Origin of the sequence: Sporosarcina ureae, assembly GCF_029267015.1 — a bacterium.
In the GTDB taxonomy this organism is placed as follows: Bacteria; Bacillota; Bacilli; order Bacillales_A; family Planococcaceae; genus Sporosarcina; species Sporosarcina ureae_D.
This window is the reverse complement of the sequence record NZ_JARIEA010000042.1, coordinates 108,179-126,152: the sequence shown is the minus strand read 5'-3', so window position 1 is coordinate 126,152 and position 17,974 is coordinate 108,179. Positions and strand designations below refer to the sequence as shown.

General features: G+C 42.2%; 15 protein-coding genes and 1 other annotated feature. All 15 genes read right to left on the bottom strand.

What is annotated here, in order from left to right; all coding sequences use genetic code 11:
- Positions 1–236 precede the first annotated feature (236 nt).
- The 15 genes from pyrE to Q7P97_RS06395 all read right to left on the bottom strand — a co-directional run bounded on the left by pyrE (position 237) and on the right by Q7P97_RS06395 (position 17,971).
- Positions 237–866, bottom strand: a complete 630-nt coding sequence (gene pyrE, locus Q7P97_RS06465) for an orotate phosphoribosyltransferase (protein WP_303968137.1) — start codon at positions 864–866, stop codon at positions 237–239.
- Positions 863–1,576, bottom strand: a complete 714-nt coding sequence (gene pyrF / locus Q7P97_RS06460; protein WP_303968134.1) for an orotidine-5'-phosphate decarboxylase — start codon at positions 1,574–1,576, stop codon at positions 863–865. Before pyrF ends, pyrE begins: the two co-directional genes overlap by 4 nt.
- The gene (locus tag Q7P97_RS06455) at positions 1,573–2,487 is read right to left on the bottom strand and encodes a dihydroorotate dehydrogenase (protein ID WP_303968131.1); all 915 of its coding nucleotides are present in this window, start codon (positions 2,485–2,487) and stop codon (positions 1,573–1,575) included. Before Q7P97_RS06455 ends, pyrF begins: the two co-directional genes overlap by 4 nt.
- Positions 2,484–3,263 (bottom strand): dihydroorotate dehydrogenase electron transfer subunit, encoded by a 780-nt coding sequence (locus Q7P97_RS06450; protein ID WP_303968128.1) that lies wholly within the window; start codon positions 3,261–3,263, stop codon positions 2,484–2,486. The genes Q7P97_RS06455 and Q7P97_RS06450 overlap by 4 nt, the downstream gene beginning before the upstream one ends.
- Entirely contained in the window at positions 3,260–6,457 is a 3,198-nt protein-coding gene (gene carB, locus Q7P97_RS06445) for a carbamoyl-phosphate synthase large subunit (RefSeq protein WP_303968125.1), read from the bottom strand. The genes Q7P97_RS06450 and carB overlap by 4 nt, the downstream gene beginning before the upstream one ends.
- On the bottom strand, positions 6,450–7,550 hold the full coding sequence (locus Q7P97_RS06440) for a carbamoyl phosphate synthase small subunit (RefSeq protein WP_303968122.1): 1,101 nt from the start codon (positions 7,548–7,550) through the stop codon (positions 6,450–6,452). Before Q7P97_RS06440 ends, carB begins: the two co-directional genes overlap by 8 nt.
- The gene (pyrC, locus tag Q7P97_RS06435; protein WP_303968119.1) at positions 7,550–8,827 is read right to left on the bottom strand and encodes a dihydroorotase; all 1,278 of its coding nucleotides are present in this window, start codon (positions 8,825–8,827) and stop codon (positions 7,550–7,552) included. Before pyrC ends, Q7P97_RS06440 begins: the two co-directional genes overlap by 1 nt.
- A gap of 1 nt (position 8,828) precedes the next feature.
- On the bottom strand, positions 8,829–9,707 hold the full coding sequence (locus Q7P97_RS06430; RefSeq protein ID WP_303968116.1) for an aspartate carbamoyltransferase catalytic subunit: 879 nt from the start codon (positions 9,705–9,707) through the stop codon (positions 8,829–8,831).
- A gap of 44 nt (positions 9,708–9,751) precedes the next feature.
- Entirely contained in the window at positions 9,752–11,038 is a 1,287-nt protein-coding gene (locus Q7P97_RS06425; RefSeq protein ID WP_303968113.1) for a uracil-xanthine permease family protein, read from the bottom strand.
- A gap of 20 nt (positions 11,039–11,058) precedes the next feature.
- The gene (gene pyrR / locus Q7P97_RS06420; protein WP_085428583.1) at positions 11,059–11,607 is read right to left on the bottom strand and encodes a bifunctional pyr operon transcriptional regulator/uracil phosphoribosyltransferase PyrR; all 549 of its coding nucleotides are present in this window, start codon (positions 11,605–11,607) and stop codon (positions 11,059–11,061) included.
- 225 nt (positions 11,608–11,832) lie between these two features.
- Positions 11,833–12,738 carry an RluA family pseudouridine synthase gene (locus Q7P97_RS06415; RefSeq protein WP_303968109.1) on the bottom strand — a complete coding sequence of 302 codons (906 nt, stop codon included), beginning with the start codon at positions 12,736–12,738 and terminating at the stop codon, positions 11,833–11,835.
- Positions 12,738–13,214, bottom strand: a complete 477-nt coding sequence (lspA, locus tag Q7P97_RS06410; RefSeq protein WP_099692657.1) for a signal peptidase II — start codon at positions 13,212–13,214, stop codon at positions 12,738–12,740. Before lspA ends, Q7P97_RS06415 begins: the two co-directional genes overlap by 1 nt.
- Positions 13,215–13,353: 139 nt before the next feature.
- Positions 13,354–16,113 (bottom strand): isoleucine--tRNA ligase, encoded by a 2,760-nt coding sequence (gene ileS / locus Q7P97_RS06405; RefSeq protein ID WP_303968104.1) that lies wholly within the window; start codon positions 16,111–16,113, stop codon positions 13,354–13,356.
- Between the two features lie 152 nt (positions 16,114–16,265).
- Positions 16,266–16,486 (bottom strand) — a binding site (T-box leader).
- A 42-nt stretch (positions 16,487–16,528) separates the two neighbouring features.
- Positions 16,529–17,095: a DivIVA domain-containing protein gene (locus Q7P97_RS06400; RefSeq protein ID WP_085428578.1), complete on the bottom strand. Its 567-nt coding sequence runs from the start codon at positions 17,093–17,095 to the stop codon at positions 16,529–16,531.
- A gap of 99 nt (positions 17,096–17,194) precedes the next feature.
- Positions 17,195–17,971, bottom strand: coding sequence for a YlmH family RNA-binding protein (locus Q7P97_RS06395; RefSeq protein ID WP_303968101.1), 777 nt, complete (start codon positions 17,969–17,971; stop codon positions 17,195–17,197).
- Positions 17,972–17,974 lie beyond the last annotated feature (3 nt).

Genomic DNA, 17,974 nt, shown 5'->3' with positions numbered 1-17,974 from the left:
CACGAGAGCGTCGTTTATTTAGCGTGCTTACAAAGATCTTACCCTTTTAATCACGCTAGTAAACCATGGATAGTGCATGGGATGCGGGTTATAAATTTACTGTGAATTCTTAAGTTGACAGCTATGGGCTCAAGCCACGCCCTCGGGAAAGCGTCCGCCTGGAACGTCGATCAACGTTGCCTCCCCGTACCCTTCTCTAAATGAAAAACGGCTCCCATTACGGGAACCGTTTTTCATTACAGCGTACCAAGCTTCAGCTTCGTATGCCATTCCATCAATTCATTCATAGACTCTTCCTTAACCGCGCCCTCTTCTTTCGCAACCTCGGCAAGCGCTGCAAAATTCGTCAAGCTATGATACGAAAGATTCGCCTCAGCGAACTTCTCATCCGCCTTCTGCAATTCATATGTAAAGATCGAAACGATTCCGCATACTTCCACGTCCTCTGCAATCAATGCATTCGCTGCATTCAAGCTGCTTCCACCTGTCGAAATCAAATCTTCAATAATAACTGCTTTCGCATTCGGCTCGATTCTTCCTTCAATTTGACGACTCTTACCATGTGCTTTTGCAGTAGAACGTATATATACCATCGGCAACTTTAGAATATCCGCAACCCACGCTGCATGAGGAATACCCGCAGTTGCTGTCCCTGCAATGACTGTCGTTTCAGGGTAATGAACACGAATCAATGCCGCAAGCCCTTCTGCGATTTCTTTACGTCCTACCGGATCTGCCATCGTTAGGCGGTTGTCACAATAGATAGGTGACTTAATACCTGAAGCCCATGTAAATGGCTCTTCAGGATTGATCGCCACAGCTCCTACATTCAACAGGATTTGCGCAACTTCTGTTTCTCTAGTCATGATGTAATCCCCTCCCACAATGTTTTCACTTTCAGATATGCTTCTAGCGGATCATTAGCACCTGTAATAGCACGCCCTACTACGATATGTGTCGATCCTTCCTGCCTTGCTTTTGCTGGTGTCGCCACACGCTTTTGATCGTGAACATCGCCTTCTGTTAAGCGAATGCCAGGTGTCACTTTGAAGAAATCCTTGCCACATACTTCTTCAATAATTTTTGCTTCCTGCACTGAACAAACGACGCCATCTAAATGTGCCGATGAAGCTAGTTTTGCATAATGCTCCACTGATTCACGAAGTGGTACACTGATCAGTTGTTCTTCTTTTACTTGACGTTCGTCCGTTGAGGTCAGTTGAGTCACTGCAAGTAACTCAGGACGCTGAACACCGGAAGCTGTACCCGTATCAAGACCTTCTAACGCTGCTTCCATCATCGACTTACCGCCAGCCGCATGCACATTGACCATATCGACTTCCAGCGAAGCCAATACTTTCATTGCGGATTTAACTGTATTAGGGATATCATGTAATTTCAAATCCAGAAAGATAGAGTATCCCTCTTCCTTTAGTTTTGCAATCAGAGCTGGTCCTTCTTTATAGTACAATTCCATTCCTACTTTGACATTGACCGACTGATCGAACGCTTTCAGGAAATCAAATGTTCTTTCAGCTGAATTAAAATCTAGCGCAATTATTGGAGAACGATTCATACACGATGACTCCTTCCCACTAATTCTGAAATATGATCTATCCCTAGTTCATCTAACTTTGCAGGTAACTGCTCGATAATCGTCGGACAGACGAATGGATCGACAAAGTTTGCTGTTCCTACTGCTACGGCACTTGCACCGGCAGACAAGAAGTCCACTACATCTTGCACACATGTAACGCCACCCATTCCAATGATTGGAATATTAACAACTTGACTGACTTCATAGACCATGCGAATCGCGACTGGTTTAATAGCTGGTCCTGATAATCCGCCTGTTTTATTCGCAATAACCGGTTTACCTGTCTTTTCATCCAAACGCATACCAACTAAAGTATTGATCATCGTAATACCATCTGCACCACCTGCTTCCACCGCCAATGCCATCGCTTTAATATCTGTGACATTTGGTGAGAGTTTTACATAAACAGGTACAGAAGATACAGCTTTTACTGCTGCTGTTAGTTCTTTCGCAATTTCAGGATCTGTTCCAAAAAGAATCCCGCCACATTTAACATTTGGGCAAGAAATATTTAGTTCAAGTGCATGAACATTTGGTGCTTTTGAAATTTGCTTTGCCACTTCCACGTAGTCTGCAGTCTCAGATCCTGCAACGTTCGCTATGATCGGAACATCAAATTTCTCTAACCATGGCAATTCATTTTTCAAAACACCTTGCAGTCCCGGATTTTGAAGTCCGATAGCATTCAACATACCTGAAGATGTTTCCGCTACACGTGGTGTCGGGTTACCATAGCGCATTTCTTCTGTTGTCGCTTTGATCATGATGGCCCCAAGCTTTGACAAATCGTACAGATTACCATACTCCTTACCAAAACCAAAACAACCGGATGCAGGCATGATTGGATTTTTCAATTCAAGTCCTGGCAATGTAACCATTAATCTATTCATATCTGCACCACCCCTGCTGGAAATACTGGACCGTCTGAGCATACTTTGACATACGGTTGATCAGTTGCATTTTCATTCGTATGGCATACACAAGCGAAACAAGCGCCTATACCGCAACCCATTCGTTGTTCAAAAGATAAGAATCCTTTTTTATTTACATACGCTTTTTGAACTGCATCAAGCATCGGCATAGGTCCACAGCTGTAATACGTTTCGAATTCATGGGATAACTCACTCATAACGTTCGTAACGAAACCTTGTGTACCATTACTACCATCTACTGTCGCGATATGCGTTTCTCCTAAGGCAGCAAACTCTTCTTCGTAGAACACTACTTGATCTGATTCAAAGCCAAGTATATGGATACAGTTAACACCTTTAGCCGTAAGCTGTTTAGACAACTCATACAATGGTGGCACACCAATTCCCCCACCAATTAAAACAGCCGTTTGGCCAGTCGCTGTTTCTTCAACAGGAAAGCCGTTTCCTAAAGGTCCCAGTACATTCACTGTATCTCCCTCACGTTTTTCAGACAAAAGCGACGTGCCCCGTCCTTCTGCGCGGTAGATAATAGTCATTTCGTTTTTCTCAGGATTGATTTCAGCAATTGAAATCGGGCGCCGTAATAATGGTTCAAATGAATCCGATACACGGATATGGACAAACTGGCCCGGAGAAGTAATTTCTCCGACCAATTTGCCTGTTAATTTCATTTCAAAAATATCTTTCGCGATTTCCTGCTGAGATCCGACGGTCATCAAATCTTGGATGATCATTTAATCACCTGTGGTTTTGGCATGGCATCCGTCTGGAATGTCATGGATTCGATGACGGACAACATAGCTGCCGCTGTATCAATTGAAGTTAAGCAAGGAATGCCATTTTCGACAGTTTCACGACGGATTCTAAAGCCATCACGTGCCGGTTGTTTTCCTTTAGTCAAAGTATTGATGACTAATTGCGCTTGTCCTTTTTGTATCACGTCGATCAAAGTCGGACCTTCCGTGCCAATCTTACCTACTGTTTTCACTTCGATATTTTCTGCTTCCAAAGCTTTTGCCGTTCCTTCGGTTGCCACAATACGATATCCCGTTTCAATGAAACGTTTCGCGATATCGACAATTTCTTCTTTATCTTTATCAGATACTGTCATCAAGACTGTTCCGTATTCTTTTACTTCCATTCCGGCCGCTACTAAGCCTTTGTACAATGCTTTTTCCAGTGTAACGTCTTTACCCATAACTTCGCCCGTCGATTTCATTTCTGGCCCTAGAGTAATGTCTACACGACGAAGCTTTGCGAAAGAGAAGACTGGTACTTTGACGTAGACGCCTGCTGGAGCTTCTGCAAGACCGTCAGAATAGCCTTGTTCTAAAATTGATCTACCCAAGATCGCCTGTGTTGCCACATTTGCCATCGGAATATTTGTGATTTTACTCAAGAACGGTACTGTACGGCTTGAACGCGGGTTCACTTCGATTACATAAACTTGTCCTTCTGAAATAACGAACTGGATGTTCATTAATCCACGAATCTTGAGTCCGAGTGCCAAGCGTTTCGTGTAATCCGCAATCGTTTCGATCATGGATTGAGAAAGGTTTTGTGGCGGATAGACTGCAATCGAGTCACCCGAGTGAACGCCTGCACGCTCGATATGCTCCATGATTCCCGGTATTAATACCGTTTCACCGTCACAAATTGCATCCACTTCGATTTCCGTTCCTGTTAAGTAGCGGTCGATCAATACCGGATGTTCTGGGCTAGCTTTTACCGCATTCTCCATGTATTGAAGTAATTCTTCTTCGTAGTAAACGATTTCCATTGCGCGTCCACCTAATACATACGACGGTCGTACTAATACTGGATAGCCAATTTCTGATGCGATAACAACTGCTTCAGGTACTGATAAAGCGGTCTTACCAAGTGGTTGTGGTACCCCAATTTCATGCAATGAACTTTCAAACTTATCACGGTTTTCTGCGCGGTCGATATCTTCCAGTGATGTACCAAGAATTTTCACTCCACGCGCTTCCAATTCATCTGCCAAGTTAATCGCTGTCTGACCACCGAACTGTACGATGACACCTTCTGGTTGCTCGAGATCTACGATATGCATAACATCTTCAATTGTTAACGGTTCAAAGTACAACTTATCCGAGATAGAGAAATCAGTCGAAACCGTTTCAGGATTATTGTTGATGATAATCGCTTCGTAACCAGATTCTTGGATCGCCCATACACAGTGTACGGTCGCATAGTCGAATTCCACACCCTGCCCAATACGGATTGGACCTGATCCTAAGACGATTACACTTTTCTTACCTGTTCGTACAGACTCATTTTCATCTTCGTACGTACCGTAGAAGTATGGTGTATCAGACTCATATTCTCCTGCACATGTATCTACTTTCTTATAAACTGGAACCAACCCTTGTTCTTGTCTCCAGTCGTATACTTCACGTTCTGTTGTCTTCCATAATTGTGCAATCGTCATATCTGGGAATCCAAGTCGCTTTGCTTTATAACCAATCGCTTTATCGTATGGATTATCTTTCAATATTTCTTCATAATGAACGATGTTTTCGAATTTACGCAAGAAGAATAAATCAATTGCGCTCCATTCATGTAATGTTTCGATCGTTACACCTCGACGCAATGCTTCCCCGATGAAGAATAGACGCTCATCGCCTGCTTTGCGAATACGTTGTTCGATCCATTCGTCGGACATTTCACTACCACCCGGAAGTGACAAATCAAATTGGCCAGTTTCCAATGAACGAACAGCTTTCATGATAGATTCTTCGAATGTACGGCCCATCGCCATTACTTCGCCCGTTGCTTTCATCTGTGTACCTAAATTACGCTTCGCTGATTCGAACTTATCAAAAGGCCAACGTGGAATCTTCGTTACTACATAGTCTAATGTCGGCTCGAAGCAAGCATACGTATTGCCTGTTACAGGGTTCATCATTTCATCTAGCGTTAAACCGACAGCAATTTTCGCCGCAAGTTTTGCGATTGGATAACCTGTCGCTTTAGATGCTAATGCAGACGAACGGCTGACACGTGGGTTAACCTCGATAATGTAGTAATCAAAGCTATGCGGATCGAGAGCAAGCTGAACGTTACAGCCACCTTCGATTTTCAACTCGCGAATGATGTTCAACGAAACATTACGAAGCATCTGGTTTTCACGGTCGGTCAATGTCTGACATGGCGCCGCTACGATAGAATCTCCTGTATGGATTCCAACTGCGTCGACGTTCTCCATGTTACATACGACAATTGCATTATCTGCGGAGTCACGCATGACTTCATATTCAATTTCTTTAAATCCAGCGATCGATTTCTCAAGCAGACACTGTGTAACTGGGCTATATTTCAAACCGCTTGCTACGATTTCTTCCAAATCTTCGTCGTCATGACAAATCCCGCCACCTGTTCCACCTAGTGTGAACGCAGGTCGGACGATAACCGGATAACCGATTTCCTTAACAAATGCATAAGCTTCATCAATGTTATGGATGATTTCACTGTCTGGAACAGGTTCGCCCATTTCATTCATTAATGTACGGAACAAATCGCGGTCTTCTGCTTTATGGATTGCATCAAGCTTTGTACCCAAAATCTCAATTCCTAGTTCATCTAAGATCCCTGATTCATGTAGTTCAATTGCCATGTTCAAACCTGTTTGTCCGCCTAGAGTTGCCAGTAGTGCATCTGGACGTTCTTTACGAATAATACGACTAACGAATTCAAGTGTGATCGGCTCAATATACACTTTATCTGCCATTTCAGTATCCGTCATTATAGTCGCAGGGTTTGAGTTGATCAGAATAACTCGATAACCTTCTTCTTTAAGAGATAAACAGGCTTGTGTACCTGCATAGTCAAATTCTGCTGCTTGTCCAATTACAATAGGACCTGAACCAATCACGAGGATGGATTTTATGTCAGTACGTTTAGGCATTAGTATTCTCCTTTCGGTTGCTTGCAGTCATCAATTGAATGAAACGTTCGAATATATAGTTAGAATCTTGTGGTCCTGGTGATGCTTCTGGATGGAACTGAACAGTGAATGCTTCCAACTTTTCACTTCGAAGCCCTTCAATACAATTGTCGTTCAACGCTCTATGCGTTATTTCAAGACCTGTTCCTGCTAAAGAGTCTTCAAGCACTTCATATCCATGACTTTGTGATGTCAGATCAGTACGATTCGTATTCAAGTCTTTAACCGGATAATTTCCTCCAATATGGCTGTTCTTCATCTTCGCCGTTTTAGCACCGCATGCGAGTGCGAATAATTGATGGCCCAATCCGATGCCGAAGATAGGTTTTTTACCAATTAAATCCTTTATTGTTTCAACTGCACCTTCTACGTCCTCAGGATTTCCTGGTCCGTTTGACAGCAAAATGCCGTCTGGGAATAGCGCTAAAATTTCTTTTGCAGATGTATCATAAGGAACGACTATTACGTCGCAGTCTTTCTTATTTAATTCACGCAAAATACCATGTTTAATGCCGTAGTCGATGACGACGACACGTTTGCCTAAGCCTGGACTTGGATATGGGCGCTTAGTAGATACTTTCGCTACTAAATCTGTTGGCAATTCATATTGTTGAAGTTCTGCAACTGTTGCATCCGTATCGATTTCTTCTCCAGCAGCCGTTAACTTACCTCGTAGCGAACCTTTATCACGTAAAAGACGTGTTAGTTTACGTGTATCTATTTCTTGAATACCTGGGATTCCTTTTAAAATTAGCAATTCTCCTAGTGACATGCCGCTACGGAAATTTGAAGGCTCTTCTGTTAGCTCTCTAACGACTAAACCGTTAATTGCTAAATCGATGGACTCATAATCGTCTCGGTTAATACCGTAGTTACCGATTAGCGGATAGGTCATAACGACAATTTGTCCACAACCTGATGGATTTGAAATCGTCTCCTGATATCCTGTCATGCCTGTTGCAAATACAGCTTCTCCTACTGAAGCGCTGTCTGCTCCAAATGCTTTCCCTTCAAAAATAGAGCCGTCTTCTAATACTAAGTATCTTTTTGTCATCATTGACCATCCTTCCATACGATGTTTCCACCGAAAATTGTCATTACAGGCCATCCAGCGCATTCTACGCCGTCAAATGGTGTGTTCTTTCCTTTTGATACAAATGTCGTACGGTCGATCTTTTGTTGTTTTTCCAGATCAAGTAATACTAAATCTGCTTCAGCACCTACTTCAAGTTTACCGTATGGCAAGTTGAACACTTCCGCTGGTTTCACTGTCATCCAGTCAAGAAGCTGTTTGAGTGTCCAGTGTCCTGGCTTAACGAAGTTTGTGTACAGTAAAGGAAATGCCGTTTCAAATCCTGTAATTCCAAATGGTGCTTTTGCAAATCCAACTGCTTTTTCATCTGCCGTATGTGGTGCGTGATCTGTTGCGATACAATCCAATGTGCCATCCATCAAACCTTCACGTAATGCGTCTCGATCTTCCGTTGAACGAAGTGGCGGATTCATTTTCCAATCTGCATCATCGTTAGGTATATCATCTTCAGTCAACAACAAGTGGTGCGGGCTAACTTCTCCTGTAACATGAATACCGGCTTTTTTTGCATCTCGGATAATGCGAACAGATTCTTTTGTGCTGACGTGACATACGTGGTAATGTGCACCAGCTGCTTCCGCGAGTAAAACATCCCGCGCGATATGTACAGATTCTGCAATAGAAGGAATTCCTGGCAAGCCCAGTTCTTTATTACGCTTTCCTTCGTGCATTGCGCCACCATAGATCAATGTGTTGTCTTCGCAGTGCGCAACAATCGCCATATCGATCTTCGCCGCATCCTGCATCGCTTCGTACATCATACCCGCTTCTTGTACACCTACACCGTCGTCCGTGAACGCGAATGCGCCGTGTTCTTTTAATTCAGATAGATTAGTGCGTTCTTTTCCTGCTTCTCTGATCGTGATCGACGCATAAGGAAGTACACGAATTTTTGCATTGTCTTTAATTAATGTATTGATCTTTTCAAGATTTTCTTTCGTGTCGGGTACTGGGCGTGTATTTGGCATTGGACAAATGGTCGTATATCCGCCTTTAGCTGCTGAATATGTACCTGTTTCAATTGTTTCTTTGTGTTCGCCACCCGGTTCACGTAAATGGACATGCACGTCGATGAAGCCAGGAGATACAAGTAATCCTTCCCCTTCAACGATTTCACATCCGGCTGCTTCTAATTGATTGCCGATTTCTGCAATCTTTCCATCTACAATTTTGATGTCTGTTACGACGATCTTGCCCTCTGCGTTTACCATTTGTACTTGTTGTATTAACGTGTTCATATTACTTCCGCCCCTTCAATATAAGTTCTAGAACAGCAGCCCGAATATAGACGCCGTTTTCTACTTGTTTAAAAATTCTCGACTGTGGACTTTCTATTAAACAGTCTGCTATTTCTACATCACGGTTGACTGGAGCAGGATGCATGATGATCGCACCTTTTTTCATTCTGGCCGCCCGTTCAATCGTAAGACCATATTGTTCGTGATAAGCAGCTTTCGTATACGCCATCTCTGTATTGTGACGTTCATGTTGTACTCGGAGAAGCATGACTACATCACTCGTTTCAATAACCTCATCCCAGTTGTCGACGCTATCGAATTCTCCTGCCCATTCCGGCGGGCAAAGGAACGTGACGTCAGCTCCTAACTTGCGCAAAGCTTCTGCGTTCGAACGTGCTACTCGACTATGGGCGATGTCTCCTGCAATCAATACTTTTAACCCTTCAAATTGACCGAACTCTTCTTGAATCGTGAAGATATCGAGCAAGGATTGTGTAGGATGTTGACCGGATCCATCTCCTGCATTAATGATTGCGACATTCGTTCGTTTAATTAACTCTTCATAGAAACCATCGGCTGGATGTCTTATAACCAGTGCATCCAAACCTATTGCTTCCAACGTCCTAATCGTATCATATAGCGTTTCTCCCTTTAACGTACTAGAGAAACTCGTCTCAAAGGGGATAATTTGCGCGCCTACTTTACGCTCTGCCATTTCAAAACTCGTTTTTGTTCTTGTACTAGGTTCAAAAAACAAGTTGCAGACGGTATAAGTTCCAGGCAATTCCCGGAAGCCCAGCCGCTTAAAAATCGCTGCCCTATCGAGTATGAGCATGATTTCTTCCACTTTCAGGTCTTTCATTGAAACTAAATGTTCCATCACATATTCCCCCTTCACGAAGTGCACGTACTACTTTTTGTTTTCTATTCTTCTTCATCCATCAAGGTATCATTCGTTTTACCTGGCAATACTAGATTCAGCAGCACTCCTACAATTGCTGCCAATGCCATACCTCCGACTTGGAATGTCTCGCTTATATTGATAGTCGCTCCACCGATTCCGATAACCAAAATGATGGATGCGATGACTAGATTCCGTTGATTATCAAAGTCGATTTTGTGATCGATGAGCATCCGCATCCCTGATGAAGCAATGATACCGAACAATAGAATCGATATTCCACCAAGTACCGCTGTAGGAATTGTAGCAATTAACGCCATAATTTTACCTATGAAAGAGAAGAGTATCGCAAATACAGCGGCCCCCATAATGACATACACACTGTAAACACGTGTAATAGCTAGTACACCAATATTCTCTCCGTATGTAGTTTTAGGTGGTCCTCCGACCAATCCACTCAGTAGAGTACCTAGTCCATCACCAAGCAATGACCTATGCAATCCTGGACTTTCGATATAATTCCGATCTACTACTTTGCCCAACACAAGCTGGTGACCAATATGTTCAGAAATAGTTACAATCGCGATTGGCACCATGATGATCAGTAGCGTTGGCGTTACGACAAATTCATAGTCAATGCCTGGAATTAGCATCTCCGGTACCGCAAACCATTTCGCTTCTACTACTTTGCTGAAATCCAGTATGCCGATGAAGGCAGAGTAGATATACCCGACCATAATACCGATTAGTACTGGCATCAAGCTGATAATTCCTTTAAAGAACATTAGGCAGAACACTGCAGAAGCAAGTGTGACTAGAGCTGCTGAAAAGTGCAATCCACTATAAACATCTGCTCCATCCACATTAATCGTGCTTGCCATACTAATAGCTGTTGGTGCAATTGCCAATCCAATTACCATGATGACTGGACCAACTACGATTGGCGGTAATAACTTCATAATCCAGTTATAACCTGTCTTGTAAATCAGTAACGATATGATGGCATAGACTAGCGCAACGAACATGCTACCAATCATCGCACTGCCTATACCGCCAGATTGAGTCGCCATCTGTATCGGAACAATAAAGGCGAATGAAGAGCCTAGATATGCGGGCACTTGAAACTTAGTTACGATTATAAATACGATAGTTGCAATTCCGCTTGTTAATAGTGCGATAGCAGGACTTAAACCTACTAGTTGTGGTACTAAGATTGTCGCGCCAAACATAGCAAACATATGCTGTAAACTTAATGCAAGCCAGCGCACCGGTTGCGGCTTTTCATGTACATCCAATACTTTAACGCTCATCCGTCATTTCCCCCAGCTGCTTATAATGTTCGTGTATGAATAGTGACTCCATCCGTTGCATCTGTTTCGATCATACTGACTACGACCCGTTCTTCATTTGAAGTCGGAATGTTTTTCCCGACAAAGTCCGGTCGAATCGGTAGTTCCCGATGACCACGGTCTACTAATACCGCCAGCTGTATGGAAGAAGGTCTTCCTAAGTCCATTATTGCATCTAATGCTGCTCGGACTGTTCTACCTGTGTAGAGAACATCATCAACTAAGATAACTTTTTGATTGGCCACATCGTGCTCAATATTCACTTGTTGAACAAATGCTTCTCCTTGGGCATTCTTCAATTGAAGATCATCTCTATACAATGTGATATCCAATTCACCCTTTTTAATTGGTTTTCCTTCAATTAATTCGATTTTATCGGCTAAGCGTTTAGCCAAGATGGCCCCTCTTGTTTTAATGCCTACTAATATACATTGATCAATGCCACGATTCTTTTCAATAATTTCATGTGCAATACGTGTGATCGCCCGAGTCATGGCTTGCTCATCGAGTATTGCTGCTTTTTCCGCCATATCATAAATCCCCTTCCTTTTTCACCTATAGTCTACAAAAAACCCTCCAGTCAGAGTAGACTGGAGGGCGGACGTGCAGAAAAAAGCATACATCGATACTTACCGCAGTAAGCTATCATGTAATTCCGTGCAACCTTCCCAGCCTCACAGGACTGACATTAAAGGTATCGCTATTCAATTGCTTAATAGAGTATACATCTCACCACAAGCGTTTGTCAACGACTATCAAGGACGTAATTCATTGAGTAATTGTTTATAATTTTCAGGCAACGGAGCGGTAAATTCCATATATTCACCCGTTTCGGGATGATCAAATCCTACCGTTCCAGCATGGAGTACTTGTCCTCCAAAATCTATTGTTTTTCTTTGGCCATATTTCGGATCTCCTACAAGTGGATAGCCAATATATTTCATATGCACGCGGATTTGGTGAGTTCTTCCTGTTTCCAAACGGCATTCAACCAATGTATAGTCTCCAAAACGTTCAAGAACCTTAAAATGTGTAACAGCATGTTTTCCATCATCCACAACTGCCATTCTTTGACGATCTCGTTTGTCTCGTCCAATTGGTGCATCAATCGTACCGTTGTCATGTGGAATATGTCCGTGAACTAATGCTGTATAGACACGATTTACTGATTTATCCACTAGCTGATTCACTAATGAAACATGTGCTTTATCATTTTTAGCTACCATCAATAACCCTGAAGTATCTTTATCGATACGGTGCACGATGCCTGGTCTCATGATGCCGTTAATACCTGACAAGTCCGTCACTTGGTACATCAACCCGTTCACTAATGTCCCACTCACATGGCCAGCTGACGGATGGACAACCATACCGACTGGTTTGTTGACAACCAACACGTCTTGATCTTCATAGACGATTTCTAGGTTTAAGTTTTCTGCTTCTATATCATACTCTTCCACATCTGGTTGCTCTAAAGCGATCTTATCATCTGTCTTGACTTTATAGTTCGGTTTAACTGAACTATCATTTACTTGAACATTCCCATCTTTCACCCATTGCTGGATTTGCGTACGTGACCAGTCTGGCTGAAGAGTAGCCAATGCTTTATCTATTCTATTACCTGTAAGTTCTTCTGTTATTACATATTCAAATCTTTCCATTACGACACCTTTTTCTTTTTCTTTTTCTCATCAAGTAGTACATGTAACAAAATCAATATGACAGCAATTGTCAGTGCAGCATCCGCCACATTAAATATCGGGAAATCATAGTTAATCACAGGAATCAGGACGCTAATAAAATCTACTACTTCTCCCCTTACTAGTCGATCGATGAAGTTACCGATCGCACCGCCGAGCAATAGCATCAGACTCACACCTAGTAGTCGATCCTTTTTACCTTCTGTATGGAAGAAATAAATTATAGCCACCACTACTACAATAGTTACAATGAAAAACAGCCACATTTTCCCTTCTAGCATTCCCCACGCAGCACCACGGTTACGGTGGGACAGTAATGCGATATAAGGATCCAGAACAGATATATGTTCACCTAGTTCCATATTTTTTACGATTAGCCACTTCGTCAGCTGATCCAAGCCGATGACCAGTACAGCAATAGCATAATAAACGATCACTTCATTACCCTCCGTCCAGCTAATTTCTTCTTTAGTTTACCACAAATTTTGTCTTGCAATATGATTGTCAGTCCTACTGTGTAAAAAAAAGCCATCATCATCCACGAATGAATGATGATGGCTGAGACATCAAGATTGCTTACGCATAGTTTTCTTTCACAACAGTTGCGCATCGTGTACATAGTGTCGGATGGTCTGTGTCTTCTCCAACTGTCTTGGAGATAGTCCAGCATCGTTCACATTTTTCACCTTCTGCAGGTTCAACCAAGACCGTTGCGCGATCTAGTTTCATTGCATTTGGCAGTTCTGCATTCGTACTTTCTTCAAATGCGGATACGATAAAGAATTGCGCAAAATCAATATCCTCTGTTTGCAGAACACTACGTTGATCTTCAGGTAATACAACTGTCACTTTGGCTTCCAAAGATTTACCGATTACTTTCGCGTTACGGGCTTCTTCTAGTGCCTTCAAGACATCATCACGGATCTCCATCAAGTTATCGAAGCGCTCACGAAGCTTGTCCGCTTGTTCGCCTTTATGATCCGCTTTCGGCATATCCGTCAATTGGACACTGTCTTCTTCAACATACTGAATATATTTCCACATTTCATCTGCTGTGTGTGGCAAGACCGGTGTGATGAGCTTGACTAGTGTAATCAATGTATCATGCATCACCGACTGCATTGCACGTCGATCCGGATGATTCGCAGCTTCAATATAGACTACATCTTTCGCAATATCCAAGTAGAGCGAGCTGAGCACGCCTGTACAGAAATTATTGATTGCGTGATAGACCGTAGGGAACGCATATTGCTCGTAAGCTGTAAGCACTTCCTCAGTCAAATCTTGCAACTTCACATAGACGTACTGATCAACTGCCCGCATATCATCAAATGCTACGCGATCTGTAGCTGGATTAAAGTCGGCTACGTTACCGTGCAAGAAACGAATCGTATTACGGATCTTACGGTAAACTTCTGAAACTTGCTTAAAGTTCGAATCAGACACACGAACATCAGCTGTATAATCTACAGATGATACCCATAGACGCACGATGTCTGCGCCAAGTTGATTGATGACTTTTGAAGGGACGATTACATTTCCTAGAGATTTACTCATCTTACGACCATTTTTGTCCAATGTGAAACCATGGCTCAAGATACCTTTATACGGTGCAATACCATTGATCGCTACGCTAGTTGTCAATGATGAGTTAAACCAGCCGCGGTATTGATCCGAACCTTCAAGATATAAATCTGCCGGATAACGAAGATCATCACGCTCATCAAGTACACCTTGATGTGTTGTTCCTGAGTCGAACCAGACATCCATAATGTCCGTTTCTTTCGTGAACTCGCCATTCGGACTTCCTTCGTGCGTGTAGCCTTCAGGCAATAGTTCTTTTGCAGAACGTTCGAACCAAATATTTGATCCATGCTCACGGAATAAATCGGCTACATGACTGACCGTTTCGTCAGTCAGAATTACTTCACCATTTTCCGCATAGAATACCGGAATCGGAACACCCCATACGCGCTGACGAGAAATACACCAGTCGCCACGGTCACGGACCATATTGAATAAACGTGTTTCACCCCAAGACGGTGTGAATGTAGTAGTACGGATCGCGTCGAGTAAATCACTTCTAAACGATTCAATAGAAGCGAACCATTGTGCAGTCGCACGGTAGATGACCGGCTTCTTCGTACGCCAATCATGCGGATACGAGTGAGTGAAGAATGACAACTTTTGAAGTGCGCCGACTTCTTCCAACTTTTCAGTTACCGCTTTATTCGCATCCTCATAGAACATACCAGCGAAAAATGGCGCTTCTTCCGTCATGACACCGCGGTCATCAATTGGAGATAATGCATCGATTCCGTATTGCTTACTAACGTAGAAGTCGTCTTCACCGTGACCTGGTGCTGTATGAACACATCCTGTACCAGCATCTGCTGTAACATGCTCACCTAGCATAACTAATGAATCACGGTCATAGAATGGATGTCTGGCGACAATCCGGTCAAGCTCTGCACCTTGAACTTCTTTTTCGATGGAATACTCTTCCCACTCCAGCTCTTCCGCCAAATATTCCACTAAATCTTTTGCTGCTACAAATTTCTCATTCTGCACTTTTACTACTGCATACGTAAATTTAGGATGAACAGAAATTCCTAAGTTGGCTGGAATTGTCCATGGCGTTGTTGTCCAGATTAAGAACTTCACATCTTCATCTAGTACACCTTTTCCATCTTGGATCGGGAAGCTTACATAAATAGACGCAGACTTTTTATCTTGATATTCAATTTCTGCTTCCGCCAATGCTGTTTCACTTGAAGGTGACCAGTAAACAGGCTTTAATCCTTTATAGATATATCCTTTTTTAGCCATTTCACCAAATACTTGAATTTGACGAGATTCAAATTCAGGCTTCAACGTGATATATGGATTGTCCCAATCTCCGCGAACGCCAAGACGCTTAAACTGTGTACGCTGATTGTCGATTTGTTGAAGTGCATACTCCTCACACATTTTACGGAATTCAGCCGTGCTCATTTTTTTGCGATCGACTTTTTTATTTACAAGGGCTTGCTCAATTGGCAAACCATGTGTATCCCATCCCGGTACATACGGAGCGCGGAAGCCAGACATTGATTTATAACGGATGATAAAATCTTTTAGTACTTTGTTAAGTGCGTGGCCCATGTGTAAGTCACCGTTCGCATAGGGTGGTCCATCATGCAATATGAAGGACGGGCGATCTGCAGTACGTTCCTGTACTTGCTGATAGATATTCTTTTCATTCCATTCTTCCTGCATTTTCGGCTCATTATTTGGCAGATTGCCACGCATAGGGAAATCAGTTTTCGGCATAAGCAATGTATCTTTATATTCCATTATAATTCCTCCTTAAAATATGTGTGAATCATTTTGTGATTGGTTTGAACGTTTTTCGATCTTAAACGGTGCTTTTCGCTTTTGAATTCAGCTAGCCACAAGCACCAGGTTCTCGGGGCGTTTCGCTTTAGAATATAAAAAACCCCATCCCAAAAAGGGACGAGGTTCATTCTCGCGGTACCACCCTACTTGCAATTGCATAAAGCAATTGCCGCTTAGACACTAATAACGGCAGTGTGATACCGAGAACCAAGATCTATATAAAGGTTCTAGCTCAGGAGTGATTTTCGTTTCTACTGTACCACCGGGCTTACACCGCCCCCGGCTCGCTATGAGTATAATTAGAAAGTACTCTTTCCGTCAACGCTTCTTCATTTTAATTTACATTTCATTATAAAAATGTGGTCGTAAGTTGTCAAGCTTCTTCCGTCTTCTTAACTAGTTCTTCGCCTAGACTGTCTACATTCGGAAGATCTAATTCTTGCTCTGCTACACTTTCTACGCTCGTTGTATCCAATTCATACTTCAACAAATCGTCCCAGTCTTCCGTATTGATCATATCAAGCTGCGCTTCTACCATCATTTTGAAACGGCTTTTGAATACTTTTGACTGTTTCTTCAACACTTCCACTTCGAGTGCAATTTTTCTTGCTTGCGCGAGTGCATCATTCACAAGACGATCTGCATTCTTTTCCGCTTCAGAGATAATTAATTTTGATTCTTGAATCGCATTTTTTCGTACATCTTCTGCAGCCTCTTGTGCAATCAAAATAGATTTCTGCATTGTTTCTTCAATTAAATTAAAATGAGTAATCTTTACCTCATTATCAGAAACCGTTTTTTCAAGATCTTCATTTTTCTTTAAGACGTTTTCATAGTCTTTCATAAGTTGCTCTAAAAACCCATTAACTTCATCTTCATCATAGCCACGAAATTTCGTATTAAACGTTTTGTTATGTATATCCGTAGGGGTTAAAGCCATAATACGCTTTCTCCTTTCAGTATGCTTACATAGTTTACAGTGTGATTGTGTTTACTACTTGATTAAACACTACTTTTCCTAATTTATCAAGGATTCTCTCTATACTAGCGCACCAATCATCACACGGATTTTGTCTTTCTTCGTGCGTCCTTCGATACTCATAATTCTAAACCGGCCATATCCTCTAATTGAAATAACATCGTATTCCTCTATTTCAAATGCCTGTTGATCAATCATAGCCCAATTTACTTTTACTTTTTCTCCTTTAATTAAAGAAGAAGCTTTGGCTCTTGCACTGTTCGTTAATGCGGCTACGACAGTATCAAGACGCAATGAGCTTATAATATATAGCTCTTCTGTCCATTCTTCTTTTATATCAATGAAATCTTCAGCGTTTAGTACCGGCTCCACAGATACTTTCACTTTACCAACTTGGGTGAAATTGACATGAATATACTCTGAAACTTCTTGTGCAACCGCGAATTGCACCGCTTCTTCCATTAATTGAATATCGCCAAATCGGGAACGTTCAATACCTATAGACATTAGGGATCCAAGCAATTGAGAATGTTTCATCGTAACAAATTTTTGCGGGTAGTTCACTTGGTAAATACTGATTTGAAAATCATCTTTAGTCGGCATGTAGTAATCTGGATAAATGAGTACTCTCTGTCGCTCTGCATCTGAAAAACCACCTTCAGCTGTCAGTGTAAGATCTGAATTCCTGACGATTGATTCAGTAATAAAGCGCTGGCGAGGGTCTAGAAATTCTGTTAACTTGGGTGCATAAGTATCTTCTACTTCCTTCACCCAACTATTTACTTTCTCAATAAAAGGTTGTTCGTCTTTACGAAAATGTTGAAATATGGAATCCATTTT

Excerpts from the sequence above, each read along its gene's own strand:
- pyrE (WP_303968137.1), bottom strand. The coding sequence starts at position 866 with ATGACTAGAGAAACAGAAGTTGCGCAAATCCTGTTGAATGTAGGAGCT.
- pyrF (WP_303968134.1), bottom strand. The coding sequence starts at position 1,576 with ATGAATCGTTCTCCAATAATTGCGCTAGATTTTAATTCAGCTGAAAGA.
- Q7P97_RS06455 (WP_303968131.1), bottom strand. The coding sequence starts at position 2,487 with ATGAATAGATTAATGGTTACATTGCCAGGACTTGAATTGAAAAATCCA.
- Q7P97_RS06450 (WP_303968128.1), bottom strand. The coding sequence starts at position 3,263 with ATGATCATCCAAGATTTGATGACCGTCGGATCTCAGCAGGAAATCGCG.
- carB (WP_303968125.1), bottom strand. The coding sequence starts at position 6,457 with ATGCCTAAACGTACTGACATAAAATCCATCCTCGTGATTGGTTCAGGT.
- Q7P97_RS06440 (WP_303968122.1), bottom strand. The coding sequence starts at position 7,550 with ATGACAAAAAGATACTTAGTATTAGAAGACGGCTCTATTTTTGAAGGG.
- pyrC (WP_303968119.1), bottom strand. The coding sequence starts at position 8,827 with ATGAACACGTTAATACAACAAGTACAAATGGTAAACGCAGAGGGCAAG.
- Q7P97_RS06430 (WP_303968116.1), bottom strand. The coding sequence starts at position 9,707 with ATGGAACATTTAGTTTCAATGAAAGACCTGAAAGTGGAAGAAATCATG.
- Q7P97_RS06425 (WP_303968113.1), bottom strand. The coding sequence starts at position 11,038 with ATGAGCGTTAAAGTATTGGATGTACATGAAAAGCCGCAACCGGTGCGC.
- pyrR (WP_085428583.1), bottom strand. The coding sequence starts at position 11,607 with ATGGCGGAAAAAGCAGCAATACTCGATGAGCAAGCCATGACTCGGGCG.
- Q7P97_RS06415 (WP_303968109.1), bottom strand. The coding sequence starts at position 12,738 with ATGGAAAGATTTGAATATGTAATAACAGAAGAACTTACAGGTAATAGA.
- ileS (WP_303968104.1), bottom strand. The coding sequence starts at position 16,113 with ATGGAATATAAAGATACATTGCTTATGCCGAAAACTGATTTCCCTATG.
- Q7P97_RS06400 (WP_085428578.1), bottom strand. The coding sequence starts at position 17,095 with ATGGCTTTAACCCCTACGGATATACATAACAAAACGTTTAATACGAAA.
- Q7P97_RS06395 (WP_303968101.1), bottom strand. The coding sequence starts at position 17,971 with ATGGATTCCATATTTCAACATTTTCGTAAAGACGAACAACCTTTTATT.